This is a genomic window from Bradyrhizobium sp. Pa8, from assembly GCF_052588265.1.
Genome location: NZ_CP176767.1, coordinates 7,092,022 through 7,110,812, shown reverse-complemented (window position 1 = coordinate 7,110,812; position 18,791 = coordinate 7,092,022). Strand labels below are relative to the sequence as shown.

14 protein-coding genes and 3 pseudogenes are annotated in these 18,791 nt (G+C 59.9%); 11 read left to right on the top strand and 6 right to left on the bottom strand.

The annotated features are described in order from the left end of the window. Nucleotides 1–225 precede the first annotated feature (225 nt). The 4 genes from ACKWRH_RS33735 (at nucleotide 226) to glgX (ending at nucleotide 5,601) form a co-directional block, all read left to right on the top strand. Nucleotides 226–1,731 (top strand): FAD-dependent oxidoreductase, encoded by a 1,506-nt coding sequence (locus ACKWRH_RS33735; RefSeq protein ID WP_445217037.1) that lies wholly within the window; start codon nucleotides 226–228, stop codon nucleotides 1,729–1,731. Between the two features lie 35 nt (nucleotides 1,732–1,766). Next, nucleotides 1,767–2,798: an ATP-dependent DNA ligase gene (locus ACKWRH_RS33730; protein WP_445222518.1), complete on the top strand. Its 1,032-nt coding sequence runs from the start codon at nucleotides 1,767–1,769 to the stop codon at nucleotides 2,796–2,798. A 266-nt stretch (nucleotides 2,799–3,064) separates the two neighbouring features. Then, nucleotides 3,065–3,358: a DUF3606 domain-containing protein gene (locus tag ACKWRH_RS33725; RefSeq protein WP_445217036.1), complete on the top strand. Its 294-nt coding sequence runs from the start codon at nucleotides 3,065–3,067 to the stop codon at nucleotides 3,356–3,358. An 8-nt stretch (nucleotides 3,359–3,366) separates the two neighbouring features. Further along, nucleotides 3,367–5,601, top strand: coding sequence for a glycogen debranching protein GlgX (glgX, locus tag ACKWRH_RS33720; protein WP_445217035.1), 2,235 nt, complete (start codon nucleotides 3,367–3,369; stop codon nucleotides 5,599–5,601). Nucleotides 5,602–5,610: 9 nt separating this feature from the next. On the opposite strand, the gene ACKWRH_RS33715 is transcribed toward glgX, so the two are convergent. The 3 genes and pseudogenes from ACKWRH_RS33715 to ACKWRH_RS33705 form a co-directional block, all read right to left on the bottom strand. Then, entirely contained in the window at nucleotides 5,611–5,868 is a 258-nt protein-coding gene (locus ACKWRH_RS33715; protein WP_445217034.1) for a hypothetical protein, read from the bottom strand. 651 nt (nucleotides 5,869–6,519) lie between these two features. After that, on the bottom strand, nucleotides 6,520–7,785 hold the full coding sequence (locus ACKWRH_RS33710; protein WP_445217033.1) for a hypothetical protein: 1,266 nt from the start codon (nucleotides 7,783–7,785) through the stop codon (nucleotides 6,520–6,522). A gap of 41 nt (nucleotides 7,786–7,826) precedes the next feature. Then, nucleotides 7,827–8,813, bottom strand: a pseudogene (locus ACKWRH_RS33705) (zinc-binding dehydrogenase); the annotation flags it as partial. Nucleotides 8,814–8,937: 124 nt separating this feature from the next. Between ACKWRH_RS33705 and ACKWRH_RS33700 the strand changes: the two are divergent. From ACKWRH_RS33700 to ACKWRH_RS33670, 7 genes and pseudogenes are all read left to right on the top strand, one after another. Then, on the top strand, nucleotides 8,938–9,717 hold the full coding sequence (locus ACKWRH_RS33700; RefSeq protein ID WP_445217032.1) for an SDR family NAD(P)-dependent oxidoreductase: 780 nt from the start codon (nucleotides 8,938–8,940) through the stop codon (nucleotides 9,715–9,717). Nucleotides 9,718–9,740: 23 nt separating this feature from the next. Continuing rightward, nucleotides 9,741–10,043: a hypothetical protein gene (locus tag ACKWRH_RS33695; RefSeq protein WP_445217031.1), complete on the top strand. Its 303-nt coding sequence runs from the start codon at nucleotides 9,741–9,743 to the stop codon at nucleotides 10,041–10,043. Nucleotides 10,044–10,127: 84 nt separating this feature from the next. Further along, nucleotides 10,128–10,520: a VOC family protein gene (locus ACKWRH_RS33690; RefSeq protein ID WP_445217030.1), complete on the top strand. Its 393-nt coding sequence runs from the start codon at nucleotides 10,128–10,130 to the stop codon at nucleotides 10,518–10,520. Nucleotides 10,521–10,642: 122 nt separating this feature from the next. Next, nucleotides 10,643–13,195, top strand: a complete 2,553-nt coding sequence (gene uvrA / locus ACKWRH_RS33685; protein WP_445217029.1) for an excinuclease ABC subunit UvrA — start codon at nucleotides 10,643–10,645, stop codon at nucleotides 13,193–13,195. A 324-nt stretch (nucleotides 13,196–13,519) separates the two neighbouring features. Next, a pseudogene (locus ACKWRH_RS33680) lies at nucleotides 13,520–13,722 on the top strand (metallophosphoesterase family protein); the annotation flags it as partial. A 149-nt stretch (nucleotides 13,723–13,871) separates the two neighbouring features. Further along, nucleotides 13,872–14,291 carry a CopG family transcriptional regulator gene (locus ACKWRH_RS33675; RefSeq protein ID WP_445217028.1) on the top strand — a complete coding sequence of 140 codons (420 nt, stop codon included), beginning with the start codon at nucleotides 13,872–13,874 and terminating at the stop codon, nucleotides 14,289–14,291. Between the two features lie 5 nt (nucleotides 14,292–14,296). Continuing rightward, nucleotides 14,297–15,472, top strand: coding sequence for an extracellular catalytic domain type 1 short-chain-length polyhydroxyalkanoate depolymerase (locus ACKWRH_RS33670; protein WP_445217027.1), 1,176 nt, complete (start codon nucleotides 14,297–14,299; stop codon nucleotides 15,470–15,472). 14 nt (nucleotides 15,473–15,486) lie between these two features. Here ACKWRH_RS33670 and ACKWRH_RS33665 read toward each other — a convergent pair. The 3 genes and pseudogenes from ACKWRH_RS33665 to ACKWRH_RS33655 form a co-directional block, all read right to left on the bottom strand. Further along, nucleotides 15,487–15,624 (bottom strand): annotated as a pseudogene (locus tag ACKWRH_RS33665) (ATP-binding protein); the annotation flags it as partial. Nucleotides 15,625–16,104: 480 nt separating this feature from the next. Then, the gene (locus tag ACKWRH_RS33660) at nucleotides 16,105–16,617 is read right to left on the bottom strand and encodes a Phasin protein (RefSeq protein ID WP_445217026.1); all 513 of its coding nucleotides are present in this window, start codon (nucleotides 16,615–16,617) and stop codon (nucleotides 16,105–16,107) included. A 600-nt stretch (nucleotides 16,618–17,217) separates the two neighbouring features. After that, entirely contained in the window at nucleotides 17,218–18,657 is a 1,440-nt protein-coding gene (locus ACKWRH_RS33655) for an IS1182 family transposase (protein ID WP_445217025.1), read from the bottom strand. Nucleotides 18,658–18,791 lie beyond the last annotated feature (134 nt).

The window sequence follows — 18,791 nt, the reverse complement described above, 5'->3', positions numbered from 1 at the left end:
CGTGATTGGATGGGCGCGCGGCTCCATTAAGCGGCCAACGGATTCGGAACCGAGCAGCTCAACTCCGTCCGACCACTGCAGCAGCAGACTATCGGGGATGTCTTCCGCCAGATCCGAAGAACGCGACAACCTTCAGGCGCATGCTGGCCACCGTACCCAAGGTCTGACACGTAGAATTGGAACTCCGCCTGTCATGGGAACGTTCTCACGTGTTTGGAGAACATCATGACCAGCAGATCGCTCTGGATGGATACTGACGTCGCACCTGGTTCACGCGTGCTCGACGGCGCGCAGGGGGGCGACGTCGCCGTGATCGGCTCCGGGATCGCCGGGATATCAACGGCGTATGAGCTTTGCCAGCGGGGCAAGTCCGTCATTGTCATCGACCGCGGCCGCATTTGCGGTGGCATGACGTCGCGGACGTCGGCTCACCTTGCTCCCTTGTGCGACGATCTCGTCAGCGAAATGACGAAGATCAGGGGGCACGAGGCGACAAAGCTCTTTTGCGGCAGCCAAGCGGCTGCGATCGACCGCATCGAAGGAATCCAGAAGATAGAGAAGATCGATTGCGACTTTCGCAGGCTTGACGGCTATCTTTTTCAGGGTCGCGACATGCCGTCCGATACGATCGACCAGGAAATGGATGCGGTCCGCAAGGTCGGCGCCCCCGTTTACCGGCTGATGGGGGTACCTCTCAAAGGGTGCGAGAACCGTCACGCTCTGCGCTATCCGCGGCAGGCGACGTTTCACCCCCTCAAATATCTGGCCGGGGTGGCAAAGGCCAGCAGTAAGAAGGGCGTCATCTTTTTCCGGGACAGCCCGGTAGATGAAGTGACAGAAGACGATGGTATCGTTACGGTCAAAGCCGCGCGCGGCACTATTCGCGCCAAACATGCGGTTGTCGCAACGAACTCGTCGATCTCCGACCGCTTTGCCATCCACACCAAGACGGCACCCTACCGGACTTATGTCATCACCTTCGAGATCAAGCGCGGCGCGCTACCTGACGCGCTCTATTGGGACACCGAGGATCCTTACCATTACCTGCGCCTGCAACCCGGTCCGGCCAATACTGACTATGTGCTGGTCGGAGGCGAAGATCACAAAAGCGGAGAGGCAGACGATGCTGATAGCCGTTTTGATCGGCTGGGAGCCTGGGCCCGCAGCCTGATCTCCGGCCTCGGCAAAGAGACGCACCGCTGGTCGGGGCAGGTGCTCGATACAATCGATTATGCCGGCTTCGTCGGACAGGATTCCGGCGGCAAGAAAATTTACGTTGCAATGGGTGATTCCGGACAAGGCCTGACACATGGTGTCGCCGGTGCGATGCTGAATACGAGCCTCATTTTAGGTGAGGATCACCCTTGGAGGGACATCTACGAGCCAAGCCGGGTTCCTCTTAAAGCCGCCAAAAACTTTGTGACTGAGAACGTCACCGCAATTAAAAGCTTTGCGGAGTATGTGGCGCCTGGCGAGGTCAGTTCACTCGACGATATCAAGCCCGGCAAAGGCGCGATTGTGCGACGTGGACTGGAAAAACTTGCTGCCTTTAGAGACGAGGAAGGTGCCCTGCACCTGAGATCGGCGAGTTGTACTCACGTGGGATGTCACCTGCATTGGAACAGCTTTGAGATGTGTTGGGACTGCCCCTGTCATGGATCGATGTTCGATGTCGACGGTCAGCCAATGAACGCTCCGGCCATCGGGCCTCTCGCTCGTGTCGAAGACTGACCGGCGTGAAAAAGCGCCGCATCGTCATCGAGGCCATGGAGGCCCGTTCGGTCGACACCATTCCGATCGGGGAGCAATGGCTGTACGAGCCGAAATGGGATGGCTTTCGTTGCCTTCTGGTGCGGGAGGGCGAGCAAGTCGATCTCCATTCGAAGTCCGGACGGAACCTCGACCGGTACTTTCCCGAAATAATGGCTGGCGCTCTGACGGTCCGCGAGAAAGACTTTGTCCTCGATGGTGAAATCGTCGTTCCGATAGGTGGTCAGTTCTCATTTGATGACCTGCTGCAGCGCATTCACCCCGCCGCAAGCCGCGTGAAAAAATTGGCTACGGAGACCCCAGCCTTTTTCGTCGCGTTCGACCTTCTGATGAAATGCGGTAGCGATATGGCGGGTGAGCCTCTCGCCAAGCGGCGACCACTTCTGGAGAATTTCGCCGCTCGTTTCTTCTCGAAGGCAAACTTGTTTCGCCTTTCGCCGGCCAGCTCGAAGCTAAGGGATGCCCAACGCTGGCTCGCGTCGGCTGGCGGTGGAAGCGATGGTGTCATCGCGAAGCGCCTCGACCTTCCTTACCAGGCCGGCAATCGAGAGGGTATGCAAAAGATAAAGCGTTACCGTAGTGCGGACTGTGTCATCGGCGGCTTTCGCTACGGTGAAAACCGTCTCGCGGGTCGGCAGGTTGTCGGATCGATTCTTCTCGGGCTCTACGATGACGACGGGTTGCTGCACCACATCGGATTTTCGTCGGGAATCAAAGCAAGGGACAGGCTGGCTTTGACCGACAAGCTTGAAGCCGTCAAGCAAGCTCAGAGCTTTACAGGGAATGCCCCGGGCGGTCCCAGTCGCTGGTCGAAGAAGCGATCGTCAGAATGGCAGCCGATCAAGGCGAAATATGTGGTCGAAGTGTCCTACGATCATTTCACCGGCGGCCGCTTCCGTCACGGGACTTCGATCATCAGGTGGCGACCGGACAAAAAGCCTTCTCAATGCACGTTTGAACAGGTTAGGCAAAAAGCCGATCGCACTCTCTTATCAAAGCTCGGGATTGGAGGACGTTTGTCTCGGTAAGGAGGTTGCGAGCGAGATCGGCGCCGTTACTCCGGAATGAACTCCGCCACAGCGCGATCGTCGGCTTGCTGTCCAAAGTCTTTGGCCTTGGAAGAGAACGCTGACCAGCTGTTGAACTAGGTCGCTCGCTCGCTGATGTCGGTTGCCAAGATGCCGATTGCGATAGAGCACGCCGACCCGGCGGAATAGCTCTTAGGTCGGCGCAAAGGATTGGTCGGGAACCGTGGGATCAGGCGAGCATTATTTCAATTAGGAAGGTCTCCATTATGCGCCGCTCAAAACCGCAAGCCTTTCGCAACAAGCTCGACCTGTCGGATCGCACGCAGGTCCGGATACTCAAGAAACGGCTCCGCGTCACGGACGCGGAGCTAGGTGAAATCGTCGGCGGGATCGGCAATTCTATAGCCGCCATCAGCAAGGAAGTGGCTAACCAGAAGGCCTGTCTCGTTCCGAAGGTCGCCGAGCTTCCCGCTGCAGCAGTCATCGCCTCCGTAACCACCGTCGATCCGACCCCGGTCGGGACCATCGAACACGCCCCTAGTGGGGTGCTCATTTCTTGAGGGGGCTTATGGATTTATCGACGAACGCACGAGAGAAGCTCGTTCTCGCAGCATCCAGCCTGCGACGCTCCCGGATCACCGAAGGCAAGCCGTTCCCGCTCGGGGCCACCTGGGACGGACTCGGGGTCAACTTCGCACTGTTTTCCGCCAATGCCACCAAAGTCGAGCTCTGTCTGTTTGACGACGCCGGCAAAACCGAACTCGAGCGGATCGAGCTGCCCGAATATACCGACGAGGTCTGGCACGGCTATTTGCCCTCGGCCCGTCCCGGGACCGTCTACGGCTACCGTGTTCATGGTCCCTATGAGCCGGACGCAGGACATCGGTTTAACCCGAACAAGCTGGTCCTCGATCCCTATGCCAAACAGTTGGTCGGCCAATTGCGCTGGGGGCCGGAGCTTTTTGGCTACCAGCTCGATCATTCCGACAAGGATCTCTCTTACGACGAGCGTGATAGTGCATCTCTAATGCAGAAATGCCGGGTCATCGACCCGGCTTTCACCTGGGGCGGGTCGCGCAAGCCTGAAGTGCCGTGGGAACGCACCATTTTCTATGAGATGCACGTAAAGGGCTTTACCGCTCGGCACCCGCTCGTGCCGGAGGATGATCGCGGCACGTTCACTGGCCTCGCGTACACCGACGTCCCTGCCTATTTGCGCTCGCTCGGTATCACAAGCGCCGAACTCCTGCCGATCCACGCCTTCGTCGATGACAGCTATCTGGTCGAAAAGGGATTGCGCAACTATTGGGGCTACAACTCCATCGCCTTTTTCGCGCCGGAGCCGCGCTATCTCAAGACGCCGGTCGCAAACGAATTCAAGGCCATGGTAAATCAGTTTCATGCCCATGGTATCGAGATCATTCTTGACGTCGTCTACAATCACACGGCGGAAGGAAATGAGCTCGGCCCGACCTTATCATTCAAAGGCATTGACAACGCCAGCTACTACCGTCTTCTCCCCGATCAGAAGCGTTACTACATCAACGATACAGGCACCGGGAATACGGTAAACCTTTCACACCAGCGTGTGTTGCAGCTGGTCGCGGATTCACTTCGCTACTGGGCGACCGAGATGCGGGTCGACGGCTTTCGTTTCGACCTAGCGACCATTCTCGCTAGGGAGCCGTACGGCTTCGATGAAGGCGGCGGATTCCTCGATGCATGTCGCCAGGATCCTGTTCTTTCGACTGTGAAGCTCATTGCCGAGCCCTGGGATATCGGGCCAGGCGGCTACCAGGTTGGCCAATTCCCTCCGGGGTGGGCCGAGTGGAACGACAAGTTCAGGGATGCTGCACGAGCCTTCTGGAAAGGCGACGACGGAACGATGCCCGAGTTTGCCAAGCGTATTTCCGGGTCCGGCGATCTCTTCAACAAGCGTGGGCGCAGGCCCTGGGCGAGCGTCAATTTCGTGACCGCCCATGACGGCTTCAATCTCAACGACCTCGTTTCCTACAACGAAAAATACAACGAAGCGAATGGCGAGGACAATCGCGATGGCCATGACGACAACCACTCGTGGAATTGTGGGATCGAGGGACCGAGCGAGGACGCAGACATCACGGCATTGCGGGAGCGTCAGAAGCGAAACATGTTCGCAACGATGCTGCTCTCGCACGGTACCCCGATGCTGCTGGCGGGCGACGAATTCGGTCATACCCAGAATGGAAACAACAACGCCTATGCCCAGGACAATGAGACGAGCTGGCTCGACTGGATGGGTATGTCGGCTAAGGGACGAAGCCTGCGCAATTTCGTTCGGAGGCTGATAGTCCTGCGCAAGGCGTTCCCGATCCTGTACCGTAGCCGTTTCCTGGTCGGAACGCATAACGAGGAGCTGGACGTCAAGGATGTGACGTGGCTGTCGCCGACTGGCGAGGAAATGACTGCGGAGCAATGGCAGGATGGCAACGCGAAATGCTTCGGGATGTTGCTGGATGGACGCGCCCAGGAGAGCGGGATCAAGCGGCGCGGTTCGGACGCAACTATGCTGCTGATCTATAACGCCCACCACGACGTCGTGAACTTCACCTTGCCCGTCGTGGCCGAGGGGCGAAATTGGACGGGACTTATCGACACGAACCAGCCGGAAAGTCAGATGCCGGCCTTCGAGTTCGGCCATGCTTACGAGGTCACCGGGCGATCGTTGCTCGTGTTCGTTCTAACTGCCGACAACGTCCCGTCGCCTAATGTGCGGCGAAGCCTTGATGCCGTGCTTGAAGTTTCCGAAATGCCCTTGATCTGAGACTTCGGCTCAGGCTTCCGAACGGGCCAGCAGGTGCCGGCCGCCTAGAGCGACCGACAGGAACTCCTTCCATCCACTGTGATCGAAATCGTGGAGGGACTGATGACGTCGAGAAAGCTTCTGGCGGACAAAACGACCCCACTGGATGGAGCTTGGCCGCAGCGTTCGGTTTGCTCCATGCTTTGGCTTGGCGGGGGTTTTTCCTGGTACGCCGGCAATGTCGGCAAGTGGATCGGCACGCAAAAGCGAGTCGCTGTAGCCTTCCATCGGACCGGCCGGCCGGCTGGCTCGTTCTCGTGACCGCGGCCTGGCTTGCGCCAGTGGCCGCCACGCCGAGAAGGGAGGTCGCTGGGGTTGCGAGCACGGCGGCCCGCAGGACCCGAAGCCAGGGCCCAGGCTACAAGGCCGTGCGCCGTGTCGCGAAAATACACTTCGTCGTTGTGGACGCCCGTCCAACCGGAGCGCAGGCGGCCGGCAAGATAGCCGCCGATCGAGGAGGCGATCATCGCAATCACGATGAGAGTTGGTGATCTTGAAGGTGGTTGCCGATACGCCGGAGCCCGACCAGGGCGACATCATGGTCAAGCCGAGGCCAGTCCCGAAGGCAAGAAGAAGCAAGGTGATTGCGCAAGCAACGATGGCCCGGCAACAATGGCTGGCCACGAGAGGCCGGGGAGTGACGAACCGGGAGTATCTCTTGGGGTAACGACGACGGTGTCAATCATGAACGAGGTGCTCCTGATGATGACGTCTCACGCGCCATTGCCGCAATAATGTGCATGCCTTCCGAAGGTTCCTGACCACGAGACGTGCGGCATGCCTCAGTCCGGCGAGGCGATACTTTCTCGCACTGCTGCGTCTTCCGGTTCGGCGTCGAAGAACTCGTCCGACAATATTCAGGTTGTCCGACGCTCAGGTTCAGGCCATTGAAGCAAGCCACCAGTCGCCGATCGCTTCCGTCAGATCGCGCCAAAGGCTCGAGGGGAGATCCGGCACGGCTATGCGGACGCTATAACGATCGGTCGTCAAGTCGTGGAACCATTCCGTCGCCGCGAAATCGAACCCGAAACTTCCGGCGTGACGGATGGGAAACCCGACTTCGCTTAGCTCCTCGCTCATGGCGGCGGCCGCCTGCCGCGCTGCCGCCTCGTCGAGAGGTTCGCGAGATCCCAACGTGACGTAGAGTCCGTGAACGGGCTGCAACTGCGACGGCACGCCTCGCAGCCTCAAGGCGAAATGCCGGGAGGAGAAACGACCATTATGAAGGATCGAGGCCATACGCCTCCGCGTCAGGGAACGGTAGGAGGATGTACCCACGAAAGGCGGAAAGTGTGCGGGCAAGGCCGCATTGCCGAGGAGCCTTATGGCGTTGCGCGTTTCCGTCATAAGGTTTTCAAGGCATGGAGAAGGTATCCGCTTCGTCGCAAAGTCGTCGTGGATCAATGTAATGGAACCTAACCGCCCGTACTCCGCACCTAGCGAATCCAGCTTATTGTGACTTCTGACCAGGATCAACGGAATGCCCCGGCGCCATGCCCACCTAACGACCTGCTCAATACGACCTGAACTGCTGGTGAAACAGGTCGTATCGAAGATGACGAGGTCGAATTCCAGCTTTCCGCAATTGATGACATCGCCGAAATCGCGAGACGCAATGCACGAATCCAACAGCAGAATTCTGCAAGAGCTGCTGTCCGCCGGGAAACGCTCGACCGACCCGACCACCAGGTGCAATTGACCAGCATAGCTTTCGATCAGTTCCAGCGTTTCTCCGTAAGAGCCAGGCAGCGCAAGGACCTCCGCACCTCCGATCGATTTGCAGAATGCCAGCAGCAGCGAAGCGATCGCCGCCATGCCGGACGCCGTGTAGATCGTTTGTCGAATGTGCCACGCATCGAGCGCATAGAATGACGGTCCTTCCACGGCGAGGTCCGCGCGTTGATAGTCGTATTGGAATTTAAAGGGCCCCCTGACTGGATGCGCGCTGCCGGCCCAGGCCGTCTCGGTGGCGTTCCACTCCTGCATCTCATGCGCGGCTCTGAGAGCGGCGGTCAGCTGAAATTTGCGACGAACGACGTCGGCGACCGAACCGGGACGATCCAGAGATAGTGGTGCGGCCAGACAGCTGTTCAGAAGCCTCAGTTCTGCCAGCTTGCGATCGAAATACGCGTCCGTGCTCTCCATTGTAATCCTGCTCGGATAGCCGACAGTCGTAAGGCTCCGAAGGGCTTCATCACGACCTTGATGCAGCCGTCCTTCTTGTCGCGGAAGGTCTTGTAGAGTTCCGGTCCCTCCTCGAGTGTCGCGCGATGGGTGATGACGAAGGACGGATTGATCTCGCCCTTCTGGATGCGCTCCATCAGCTTCGGCATGTAATGCTGGACGGGGGTCTGGGCCATCCGGAAGGTGAGCCCACGATTGATGGCGCTGCCCATGGGAATCTTGTCCAGATAACCGCCATAGACGCCGACGATCGAAACCGTCCCGAAATTGCGGCAGCACTCGATCGCCTGACGGAAGACATGTGGCCGGTCCGTTCCCATGAAGGTCGCGACCTTGATCCGGTCGATCACGGAGCTAATGCTGGCCGTCGTGTCAGGCTCGGTGCCCACAGCGTCGATGCAAGCGTCCGCGCCGCGCCCGCCGGTCAACTCCTGGATACGATCGTAGATGTCATCCTTCTGAAAATCGAGCGTAGTCGCGCCCGATTGTCTGGCAAGTGCCAAGCGTTCCGGAACGGTGTCGATGGCCAGCACGCGTTCGGCTCCCAGCAAAAATGCGCTCTTGATCGCGAACTGCCCGACCGGACCGCAACCCCACACGGCCACTGTGTCGCACTGGCCGGCCGGCGAGTGTCCCCACATCTTCTCGGCCATCTTGGCGTTTGGGTTTGACCGCTCGCATCCAGAGTAGAAACCGTTCTTGCAGAAGAAGCATTCACCGCAAGAGATCGTGAAGGGCACCACGACCCGGTCTCCGACCTTGAGCTTGGTATTGTCCTTCCCGACGTCGACGACCTCGCCCAACGTCTCGTGGCCCACGACGTCGCCGTTTTCCATGCTCGGCATGACGCCGTCGAGCAGATGCAGGTCCGATCCGCAGATCGCGCAGGCGGTCACTTTGATGATGGCGTCGCGCCCATGTTCGATCCTGGGATCCGGCACGGTCTCGCACCTAATGTCGCCTTTGCCGTGCCAAGTGAGAGCTTTCATGGGGAACTCCAAGCGCGGGATGACGGCTAAGCGGGACTGTGCCTCGAAGTTCCTATCGCGTTAGGAACGGCCGAAGCTTGGCGCGATTAGACAGGCGAGTTCCGCGACAATACGGAGAGCAGAGATGGACAGGCAATTTGCAATCGTGACCGGCGCATCGACGGGGATCGGTTACGAGTTTGAGCGCATTTGCGCGCGTGAAGGATTTGACCTGCTGATTGCCGCGGACGAGGTGGAGATCGCGGCCGCCGATTTGAGAAGCGAGCCTGGTGTGGGCGCCATCGAGGCTCTCCACGTCGACCTCGCAACGCAGGAAGGCATTGAACAGCTCCAAGCGGCTACCAAGGACCGTCCGATCGACGTGCCCATGGCGAACGCCGGGCGCGGACTTGGGCATGCTTTCCTCGATCGGGACCTGGCCCGGATTCGCGGTGTCGTACACACCAATGTCACTGGGACCACCGGTCTGCTGCACAAACTCGGCTACGACACGCGCCGACGCAATCAAGGCCACATTCTGATTACGGGCTCGATTGCCGGCTTTACCCCCGGCAACTTCCAGGCGGTCTATAACGCGTCGAAGGCCTATCTGAATTCTCTGTCGTTTGCGCTTCGCGAGGAGCTTCGCGACACGGAGATCAGCGTGACCTGCCTCATGCCGGGCGCCACCGAGACCGAGTTCTTCCGGCGCGCCGACATGCTCGATACCAAGGTGGGTTCAGAAGAGAAAGACGATCCCGCCATGGTTGCGTGTCAAGGCTTTAACGCCATGATGAAGGGCGAGGGCGATGTCGTCACGGGACTCAAGAACAAGATCCAATCCGCGATCGCAAACGTGACGCCTGCCGAGGCGCTCGCAAAGCAGCATCGCAAAACGGCGGAACCCGGCTCCGCTAAGCATTAGCCGGCAAAACAGGAGGAAATGTCATGCTTATGAAGTCAATGCTGGTCGGCGCGTTGCTGGCAGTTAGCTCTACCGTCGCGCTTGCCGGTCCTTGCAGCACCGCCAATCGAGACGCCGGATCGGGACCGGTCACGGCCGGCAAGGCGAGCGAGACCACGGGCACTGCTGCGCCGGCCGCCAAGGAGCATCCGCCGACGTCGGCCATGAACAAGGCCAGCGAACATACCGCAACATCGTCGCAGGATGCCCAGCGTCAGCTGCAAGGCCAGCCGACGGCATCCGAACAATCGAAGACGACGGCCGGCGCCGGCGACAAGGATTGCTAGATCGGAAAGATTAAAAAAGGGAGCGCGAGGGGTTGGCAGTGTCAGTTGCTTCTCGCGCTCAGGTTCCAGGAGAAGGTTTGACCGGTGATCCATCATGTATCGATCGGAACGAACGACGTGCCTCGGGCGCGCACGTTCTATGATCCATTGATGGCATTGATCGGCTTTCGCGTTATCAAGTCCTCGGATCAATCTGTTCACTACGGCGCACCCGACATCGTGCTCAGTCTCGAAACGCCGGCAAATGGTGAGCCTGCCAGCCCGGGAAACGGCGTCCACATTGCCTTCCGGGCGTCCGACCGGGCGGTCGTGAGACGCTTCTATGCGGCGGCGGTGGCGAACGGCGGAAGTGACGACGGGGCGCCAGGCATTCGTGAAAAATACAATGTCAACTACTATGGGGCCTTCGTGCGCGATCTAGACGGCAACAAAATCGAAGCCGTGACCTATACGGCTCGGGAGAGCTTCAGCCTTTGATCAGAGCAAAAGATGTATCGATCGTCGTAGCTATGATCCATGGGCTTGATGGTATGGCGCGGAATGAGGATGGTTAGAGTTAAGCCGTCGTCAGTCCTCACGCGGAGGCGGGGAGTTCATTGATGGATGACGCCGTCAAAAAGCCTGAACAACGAATTCAGGAGCGACCAACGAGCGGATACGTTCGCGTGCGCGGTGCCCGCGAGCACAATCTGAAGAACGTGGACTTGGATGTCCCGCGTGACGCCCTGGTCGTCTTCACTGGCGTGTCAGGCTCCGGGAAGTCGTCCCTGGCGTTCGGAACACTCTACGCGGAAGCCCAGCGCCGCTATCTCGAATCGGTCTCTCCATACGCTCGACGGTTGTTTCACCAGATGGCTGTGCCGGAGGTCGACGAGATCGAGGGCCTGCCGCCGGCGGTCGCGCTTCAGCAGCAGAGGGGATCGCCGACGACGCGATCAAGCGTCGGCAGCGTGACGACCCTGTCGAATCTACTTCGCATGCTCTATTCGCGCGCGGGAGATTATCCGCGATCACAGACGCTGTTGTACGCCGAGGCCTTTTCGCCCAACTCGGCAGAGGGCGCCTGCCCACGGTGCCACGGGCTCGGGCGGATCTATGACGTAACCGAGCACTCAATGGTGCCGAACGACAGGTTGACCATCCGGGAGCGGGCGATCGCAGCATGGCCGACCGCATGGCACGGCCAGAACCTGCGCGACATCCTGACAACGCTCGGTTACGACATCGACAAGCCCTGGCGCGAGCTGCCCAAGAAGGCGCGTAACTGGATACTGTTCACGGACGAGCAGCCGACCGTCCCTGTCTATGCAGGATATGATGCGGAGGAAGTGCGCAGGGCGCTGAAGCGCAAGGAGGAGCCGAGCTATCAGGGCACGTTTACTGGCGCCCGGCGCTACGTGATCGAGACCTTCGCAAATACGACCAGCGCGATGATGAAGAAGCGGGTCTCTCAGTTCATGCTGAGCACCGAATGTCCCGCATGTCACGGCAAGCGGCTGAAGCCGGAGGCACTGTCCGTCAAATTCGCCGGCATGGACATTGCCGACATCGCTCGAATTCCGTTGCAACGGCTGACTGAGCTGATGCGGCCTCACTGCGAGGATGCCGGCGCAGGTCGCGAGGCTCATCCGGAAAAGGCCGTGGTCGTGCAGCGCATCGCGCAGGATCTGGTCGGTCGGCTTGGCGTACTGCTCGATCTCGGGCTCGGTTACCTCACGCTCGAGCGCAGCACGCCAACCCTGTCGCCGGGGGAATTACAGCGCCTTCGGCTTGCAACGCAGGTCCGGTCCAATCTTTTCGGGGTTGTTTATGTGTTAGACGAGCCATCCGCCGGGCTTCATCCAGCAGACACCGAGGCTCTTCTCCGCGCGCTCGATCGGCTAAAGGCGGCGGGCAATTCACTGTTTGTGGTCGAGCACGAACTGGACGTCGTTCGCCACTCTGACTGGATCGTCGATGTCGGGCCAGATGCCGGAACGTATGGCGGCGAGATTCTCTACAGCGGTCCGCTGAACGGTCTAAGCAAGGTCGAGAGATCCCGCACCCGAGAATATCTGTTCGGATCGCGTGCTCCGCCGAGGCGGAGAGAACGATCCCCGCAGGGCTGGCTTCGTCTGCGCGGAGTCACCCGCAACAACCTGCGAAACCTTGACGTCAATTTGCCTCTCGGTGTGCTGGCGAGCGTGACTGGCGTATCCGGATCCGGCAAATCCAGCCTGGTCAGCCAATTTCTCGTCGACGCGCTGGTACAGCATTTCGGACATGCAACATCGGCGAATGAGCCGAACGAAGATGACCTCGAGCGTGCGCCGAGTGGAGCTACCGGCGGTGACATCGTAGAAGGGCTCGAAGGTCTGAAGCGTCTGGTCGTCGTCGACCAGAAGCCGATCGGCAGAACGCCGCGATCGAACCTGGCAACCTACACGGGGCTGTTCGATCAGGTCCGCAAGCTCTTTGCGGGAACCAAGGAAGCGCGCCGGCGTCGCTACGACGCCGGACGCTTCTCGTTCAATCTGCCCAAGGGCCGATGCCCGACATGTCAAGGTGAGGGCTTCGTATGCGTCGAGCTTCTCTTCCTGCCCAGCGTCTATGCGCCTTGTCCGGACTGCCATGGTGCGCGCTACAACGGTGAGACGCTCGCCGTCAAGCTGAACGGCAAATCGATCGCCGACGTGCTCGCAATGACGGTCGAAGGCGCCCACGCGTTCTTCGCCGACGATCCCGTCATCGCGCGCTCTCTCGATGTCTTGCGCCAGGTCGGACTTGGATACATCCGGCTTGGTCAACCCGCCACAGAGCTGTCCGGCGGCGAGGCGCAGCGCGTCAAGCTCGCCACCGAGCTACAGCGCACTCAGCGTTCCCAGACAATATATGTCCTGGACGAGCCGACGACGGGCCTGCATCCGTCCGACGTCGAAAAAATGATCGTTCAGCTGGACGGTCTTGTCGAGTCCGGCAGCTCGGTGATCATCGTCGAGCACGACATGGCGGTCGTCGCCGCAAGCGACTGGGTGATCGATATCGGCCCGGGCGCGGGTGAAGACGGGGGGCGTATCGTCGCGGCAGGAACGCCTATGGAGGTCGCGCGTCAACCGCTCAGCCGCACAGCGCACTATCTCGCGCGTGCGCTAGGACGAGAAAATCAGAAATGACGCCTTGAAAGGACACTCAACGCTGGAAGAGACTCACGCAACGGAACCGGGACTCCTTCCTCAAGCTAGGAACAGGCGCAGCAAGACGGGGTTTAAAGGGGAAAACGTCGTCGATCTGATGCTGCGGCGGAGCGTCGGTCGGGAGGCTGCGCCGGCGAAGGAAGCATCGGCGAAGAAACCCGCGGCGGGCCAGCGGCGGAGGTCGGCTTAGGCGGTTGATGTCCGGGCACCGCGGTGCATCAGCAAGCCGCGGCCCAACGCGCGACCTTCCCCATCGGCATCATCTCGGATACGCACGGCCTGCTCAGGCGGGAGGCTCTTCGCATGCGAGGCCCATGTCGACCACATCATTCACGGCGGCGACATCGGTAATCCCGAGATCATCACCGCGCTGCGGAGAATTGCCCCCCGGCACGGCGGTCAGAGGAAAGGTGGATACGGGCGAGTGGGCCACCGAATTTGCCGAAACCGAGTTCGTGCGGCTCGCTGGACGGTGGTTCTACGTTCTGCACGACCTCAACACCCTGCTTTCTGCTCGACCGTTTCGATCGCCGTGGCTTTCGCTTTTGCAGACAAGCCCGGCACTTTCTTCCAAAGTTCCGTCAAGCCCCTCTTGTATAGGGCGTAGTACCATCCATATCCCATCCCATCAGATGGTATATGGATGGCGAAGCAAATGCCCTCGAATGTTCAAGAACTGAGGCCGAAGTCTCCGGAAACTGAAAAGATCACCATCAATCTCGGTTTCGTCGACCTGGGCCACGTCGATCTGATGGTGAAGGATGGGTTCTATTCGAACCGCACGGATTTCATCCGGACGGCGATCCGCAATCAGCTCGAGCGTCACGCCGAGGTGGTCAAGCAATCTACCGCCCGTCAAGGCTTGGATCTCGGCCTCCGGAATTACACGCGCGCGGATCTCGAAGCGGCGCGGCGAGCCGGCGAGATGGTGCACATCAATGTGCTTGGCCTTGCCAGCATCGCGCAGGACGTCACGGCCGAACTCGCCCGCGCCACCATCGGCTCGGTTTCCGTGCTCGGAGCCCTCCATGCCACCCCCGCGGTCAAGGCCGCTCTCGCCGACAGAACAAGGTGAACACGATGTTGAATCACGACACGCTGCGCGAAGCGACGCGGTTGACGCGAGCGGGGCAACTGACCGAAGCCACGGCGCTGCTACAACGCATGTTCAAAGGCGAGCATGCGCCCGCTGCGGCATCGCTCGTCACGCAGCTCGTCGGTCTTCCAGGCGGCGTTCCGGCCAGCATCGACCTCAAGTCTACCCGCGTCGGCAGGGCTGACCTCAAAGCTCCGGCTACGACGGCACGTCGGTACCCGCCGCTGTTCGATCGGGCCAAGGACGGCACCTGGCTTGGCCTGCGGGGCGCCAAGCACGCGCCTGCTTCGATCACCGACATCGTGCCGGAAGGAACGAAGTTCATCGGCGGCACCTATAGCAACCACGCCGGAAGCCGGATCTACAAGCTGTTCATCCCCAGCGGCTACCAACGCGGTCAGCCGCGCCCACTGGTCGTCATGCTGCATGGCTGCACGCAGTCGCCGGACGATTTCGCAGCCGGCACCAGAATGAACTTCATCGCGGAAGAACAGAACTGCCTGGTGGTCTATCCGGCACAGCCTGGCGGCGCCAATCCGTCCAAGTGCTGGAACTGGTTTCGCGCGTCCGACCAGCGCCGCGACGAAGGCGAGCCCTCGCTGATCGCCGGCATCACGCGCCAAGTCATGCGTGACTACTCGATCGATCCAAAGCGCGTCTTCGTCGCCGGCCTCTCGGCCGGGGGCGCCGCTGCAGCAATCATGGGAGCTACCTATAGCGATCTATACGCGGCGGTCGGGATCCATTCCGGACTCGCTTACGGAGCCGCCACCGATATGCCCTCGGCGTTCAATGCCATGCGGCAAGGGGGCAAAGGCGCTCGTCTTGTGGCGACCGGCCCGATGATCCCAACCATTGTTTTTCACGGCGATCGCGACACTACCGTCCATCCCGACAATGGCGCCCAGGTCGTCAGGCAGGCTATCGGAGCGACCAAGACGCAGAAGAAAGTGCATCGCGGGCAAATTCCGGGAGGGCATGGATATACCCGAACGACCCACGTCGACGGCCAGCGCGAGATTTTGGAGCACTGGAACATCCACGGCGCCAGCCACGCCTGGTCCGGAGGGAGCCCCGCCGGATCCTATACGGACGGAGAGGGGCCGGATGCGACGAAGGAAATGCTGCGATTCTTTCTGGAGCATCCGCACGCCGGATGAATCGTGAAGCGGAGCTAACTCGACGGCATCGTGAATGTGAAGCGCGTCTCCTTCGGCGACGACGCCACGGTCAAAGAGCCGTCATGCGCCTTCGCGATCTGAGAAGCGATGTATGGCCCCAACCCGAGTCCTTGCCTGCTTGCGCGGGCCTCGGCCACGCTCCGCACGAAGGCGCCCTCCGGCGGTATCTCCACGAGCTACCGTGAGCAGCTGCACCAGGCTTTGCCAGTTCCAGTTTTTGAATTCGTCAACTCCGCCGGGTTACGCGCGACACGGAAGCGTATCGTAGATCTGGTTCAGCGTAATGGTTGTAGCTAATGATGGTAGGCGGATGACGGTCGCTGCCATTCCCCGGACGCGATGCTAGCTGAGTGCAACGCCCTCAGCACAGGCGATCGCTGCTTGGCATCGCTTTTCAACAATGGGCGGATTTCTCGTGGGCCCTGGTTTTTTTGGGATGTTGGGGCGCTGGACGGTCTCGAGCCCGGCACTATTTTCTGGCTTGGGGCCAATGGCAGCCGCTGATTCCCGCTCCCGCCCGATGAGCTCACACTCGCCAAGCCGAAAGCAAGCAAACCGTAGTCGCCGCGTTGAGCCCATCTGTTTTGCCGCAGCGGCTACGGCTTGGACTGTCATTGTCCGGGCAGAACCGGGAGTTCACGAGACGCGTCGATGCGCCAGAACGGATATGCAGCCATTTCTTTCGCATGCTGCCCGAACATGGCGATCCGTCTGCTTGTAAAGTCCGTAATGACAGCGCAAAATTCCGTTGGCGACCTGGTCGCCGCAAGCCTCAGGCCGAATTCAAAAGCAAATTGTCCGTTGGCCTGGGCTATCTCAAGAAGCTTCGCTTGATAAGTCTGCATATTTACCGTCGCTAAAGCGAAGACTTTCGTTGGATCGCTGTCCATCATCTTCTGACTGAGGTCACTTGGTAGCGTATCCATCCGGGTCTCAATGAGGGGCGCATCGTGCTTTGGATGGTCATGAAGCTTAAGAGGCGGTTCAATCGAGACTGCCGCAACAGAGCCCGACAAACCGTCTTTCGGGCTTCTAAGAACGTCCTGCTTGTTCTGCTGGGCCCTTGCTGCCTTTTTCGGATTGCGGGCGCGCTTTGCCCCTGTTGCCAGTTTGCGTTTGCTCATCTCACGCTCCAAGAAAGTGGGCCACAATCATTTCTGAAAAGACAACAGGCATTGCGATGTGGCGTTCCAAACCCTCGGATTGTAGGAGTTCCGCCAGAACCAAGATCAATCGCACATTTTGGAAGTCGAGGATGATTCTAGGTAGCAACTCCAACCAACGAACGTCTAGCTGGCGATCCCACAGACACACGTCCAACGGGTCAGTCTGAGAAGAGCCAGTCCTCCCGCGCTCTGCTTACCAATGATAGCTTCGAGTTGCCGCGACTGCGCGGGCGCTCATGCCGTTTCTTCGCGAACGACTTGCTCGATGGGAACGTTCGGGGTAGGAATCGCCGAAGGCTATTGGCAACTGATTTTGCTCGAGCAATGACTGATATGGGTCACTAGGCGTGCCTTTATTGCCAAGGAAATCCCTTCGGCATCGCCTTTGGCCCACCTAAACGACGGTAGTCCCAGTTCGCCGCGTTCTGTGCGGAAATCGACGACACGCGCACGTATCTGAAAGCTAACGCCGAAACAAAGCTTTGTCCGCCATGGGTCTTGGCCGTGTAAAAACGGCCTTGCAGGGCCGTCAGTCTTGAAGCCAAAACTGGGCCCGCCTCAGGCCGCGATCGCGGCGATCAGCGGCCTGATCCCGAGGATATTCATTGCTCGGGTCAGATTATAGGCCAGAACCGAGAGGGCCATCTCGGTGGCTACCTTTGGGAGAGTTTTGGTCAGGAAGTGCGTCGCTCCCATGCGTGCCTTCATCGTGCCGAACGGATGCTCGACAGTCTCGCGACGAAGGCGCATAGCGAGCGGGCTCGCATCGAGCCGCTGCTGCACGGCGTCGAGCAGATCCTCGTGCTTCCATCGCGTGATCCGTCGCTCTGACCCGGGCGTGCACTGGGGTTTGATCGAACAATTCTTACAGGCGTTGGTCCAGTAGCGCCGCAGCATCTTGTCGGCTTCTTCGTTTGTATAGCGATACGGCAATCGCTCCCCGGCCGGACAACGATAGGCGTCTTCCTCCGGCAAATAGACAAAGTCCTGCTTACCGAAGCGTCCGTCCGACTTGGCGCCCGAAGTCATCGGCTTGGGCAGAGTTACCGTGATGCCGGCCTCGTGGCAGGCGAGGATCTCCGGGCTGCTGAAGTAGCCGCGATCGGCAACGGCCTCGAGCGTCTCAGTCCTCAGAACAGCCTTCGCCTGCCTGGCCATATTGGCAAGCTGTGCCCGATCTGAGCCGCTGTTCGTCACCTCATGCGCGATGATTAGGTGATGGTCGGTATCGACGGCGACTTGGACATTGTAGCCGACAACGCCGGATCCGCGGCCACTGGTTGCCATCGAACGGCTATCCGGATCGGTCAGGGAGATTTGCTGATCCGGCGAAGCAAGCATCTGCTTCTCGTAGGCAGCAAGCTTAGCCATCTCCCCCTTCAGCTTCGTCAGCTTCTCGGTCAGCCTCGTCACCTTCGCCGCCAGCACCTCGCTCGGCTCCTGTCGGTCGGCCGTGTCAAGTTGGCTCAGATAGCGCGCGACGCTCTCCTCCAACTGAGCACGCCGCCGCTCCACCTTCGCGCGCGTGAAGTTCCTGTCCCGGTTGTTCACGGCCTTAAACTTGCTCCCATCAATGGCGACGCTCGCCGTCGTGAGAAGACCCATCCCGCGGCACAGCTCGACAAAGCGCGCACAGACCTTACCCAGCCCCAGGCTGTTGTTCTTGCGGAAGTCCGCGATCGTCTTGTGATCGGGAGCAAGCCGACCCAGCAGCCACATCACCTCGATGTTGCGTCCAGCCTCTCGTTCCGGCCGCCGGCTTGACTGCACCCGGTTCAGATAGCCGTAGATGTAAAGCTTCAGGAGGACCGAGGGGTGATACGACGGCCGGCCAGTCGCCGCCGGCGTAACTCCACCGAAGCACATCTCGGCCAGATCAAGCGCATCGACAAACCCGTCGATCGCGCGAACAGGGTTGTGCTCGTCAATGAAATCATCGAGGCATTCAGGCAGCAGCGTCCGCTGCCCACGATCCGCCTCTTCAACGAAGCGCCTCATCGATTCCCCCAAAGAATCACAGGAGAATCATAACAGCAGCCCCAGCGTTTTCACACGGCCAGGGTCAAAAGCAGCGGTCGGCCTCTCGGTCGGGAGGCATCCGGCTTCCCTCAGACAGCAGACATGGCAATGGC

Coding starts and splice junctions, on each gene's coding strand:
- ACKWRH_RS33735 (WP_445217037.1), top strand. CDS start 226: ATGACCAGCAGATCGCTCTGGATGGATACTGACGTCGCACCTGGTTCA.
- ACKWRH_RS33730 (WP_445222518.1), top strand. CDS start 1,767: ATGGAGGCCCGTTCGGTCGACACCATTCCGATCGGGGAGCAATGGCTG.
- ACKWRH_RS33725 (WP_445217036.1), top strand. CDS start 3,065: ATGCGCCGCTCAAAACCGCAAGCCTTTCGCAACAAGCTCGACCTGTCG.
- glgX (WP_445217035.1), top strand. CDS start 3,367: ATGGATTTATCGACGAACGCACGAGAGAAGCTCGTTCTCGCAGCATCC.
- ACKWRH_RS33715 (WP_445217034.1), bottom strand. CDS start 5,868: ATGGAAGGCTACAGCGACTCGCTTTTGCGTGCCGATCCACTTGCCGAC.
- ACKWRH_RS33710 (WP_445217033.1), bottom strand. CDS start 7,785: ATGGAGAGCACGGACGCGTATTTCGATCGCAAGCTGGCAGAACTGAGG.
- ACKWRH_RS33700 (WP_445217032.1), top strand. CDS start 8,938: ATGGACAGGCAATTTGCAATCGTGACCGGCGCATCGACGGGGATCGGT.
- ACKWRH_RS33695 (WP_445217031.1), top strand. CDS start 9,741: ATGCTTATGAAGTCAATGCTGGTCGGCGCGTTGCTGGCAGTTAGCTCT.
- uvrA (WP_445217029.1), top strand. CDS start 10,643: ATGGATGACGCCGTCAAAAAGCCTGAACAACGAATTCAGGAGCGACCA.
- ACKWRH_RS33675 (WP_445217028.1), top strand. CDS start 13,872: ATGCCCTCGAATGTTCAAGAACTGAGGCCGAAGTCTCCGGAAACTGAA.
- ACKWRH_RS33670 (WP_445217027.1), top strand. CDS start 14,297: ATGTTGAATCACGACACGCTGCGCGAAGCGACGCGGTTGACGCGAGCG.
- ACKWRH_RS33660 (WP_445217026.1), bottom strand. CDS start 16,617: ATGAGCAAACGCAAACTGGCAACAGGGGCAAAGCGCGCCCGCAATCCG.
- ACKWRH_RS33655 (WP_445217025.1), bottom strand. CDS start 18,657: ATGAGGCGCTTCGTTGAAGAGGCGGATCGTGGGCAGCGGACGCTGCTG.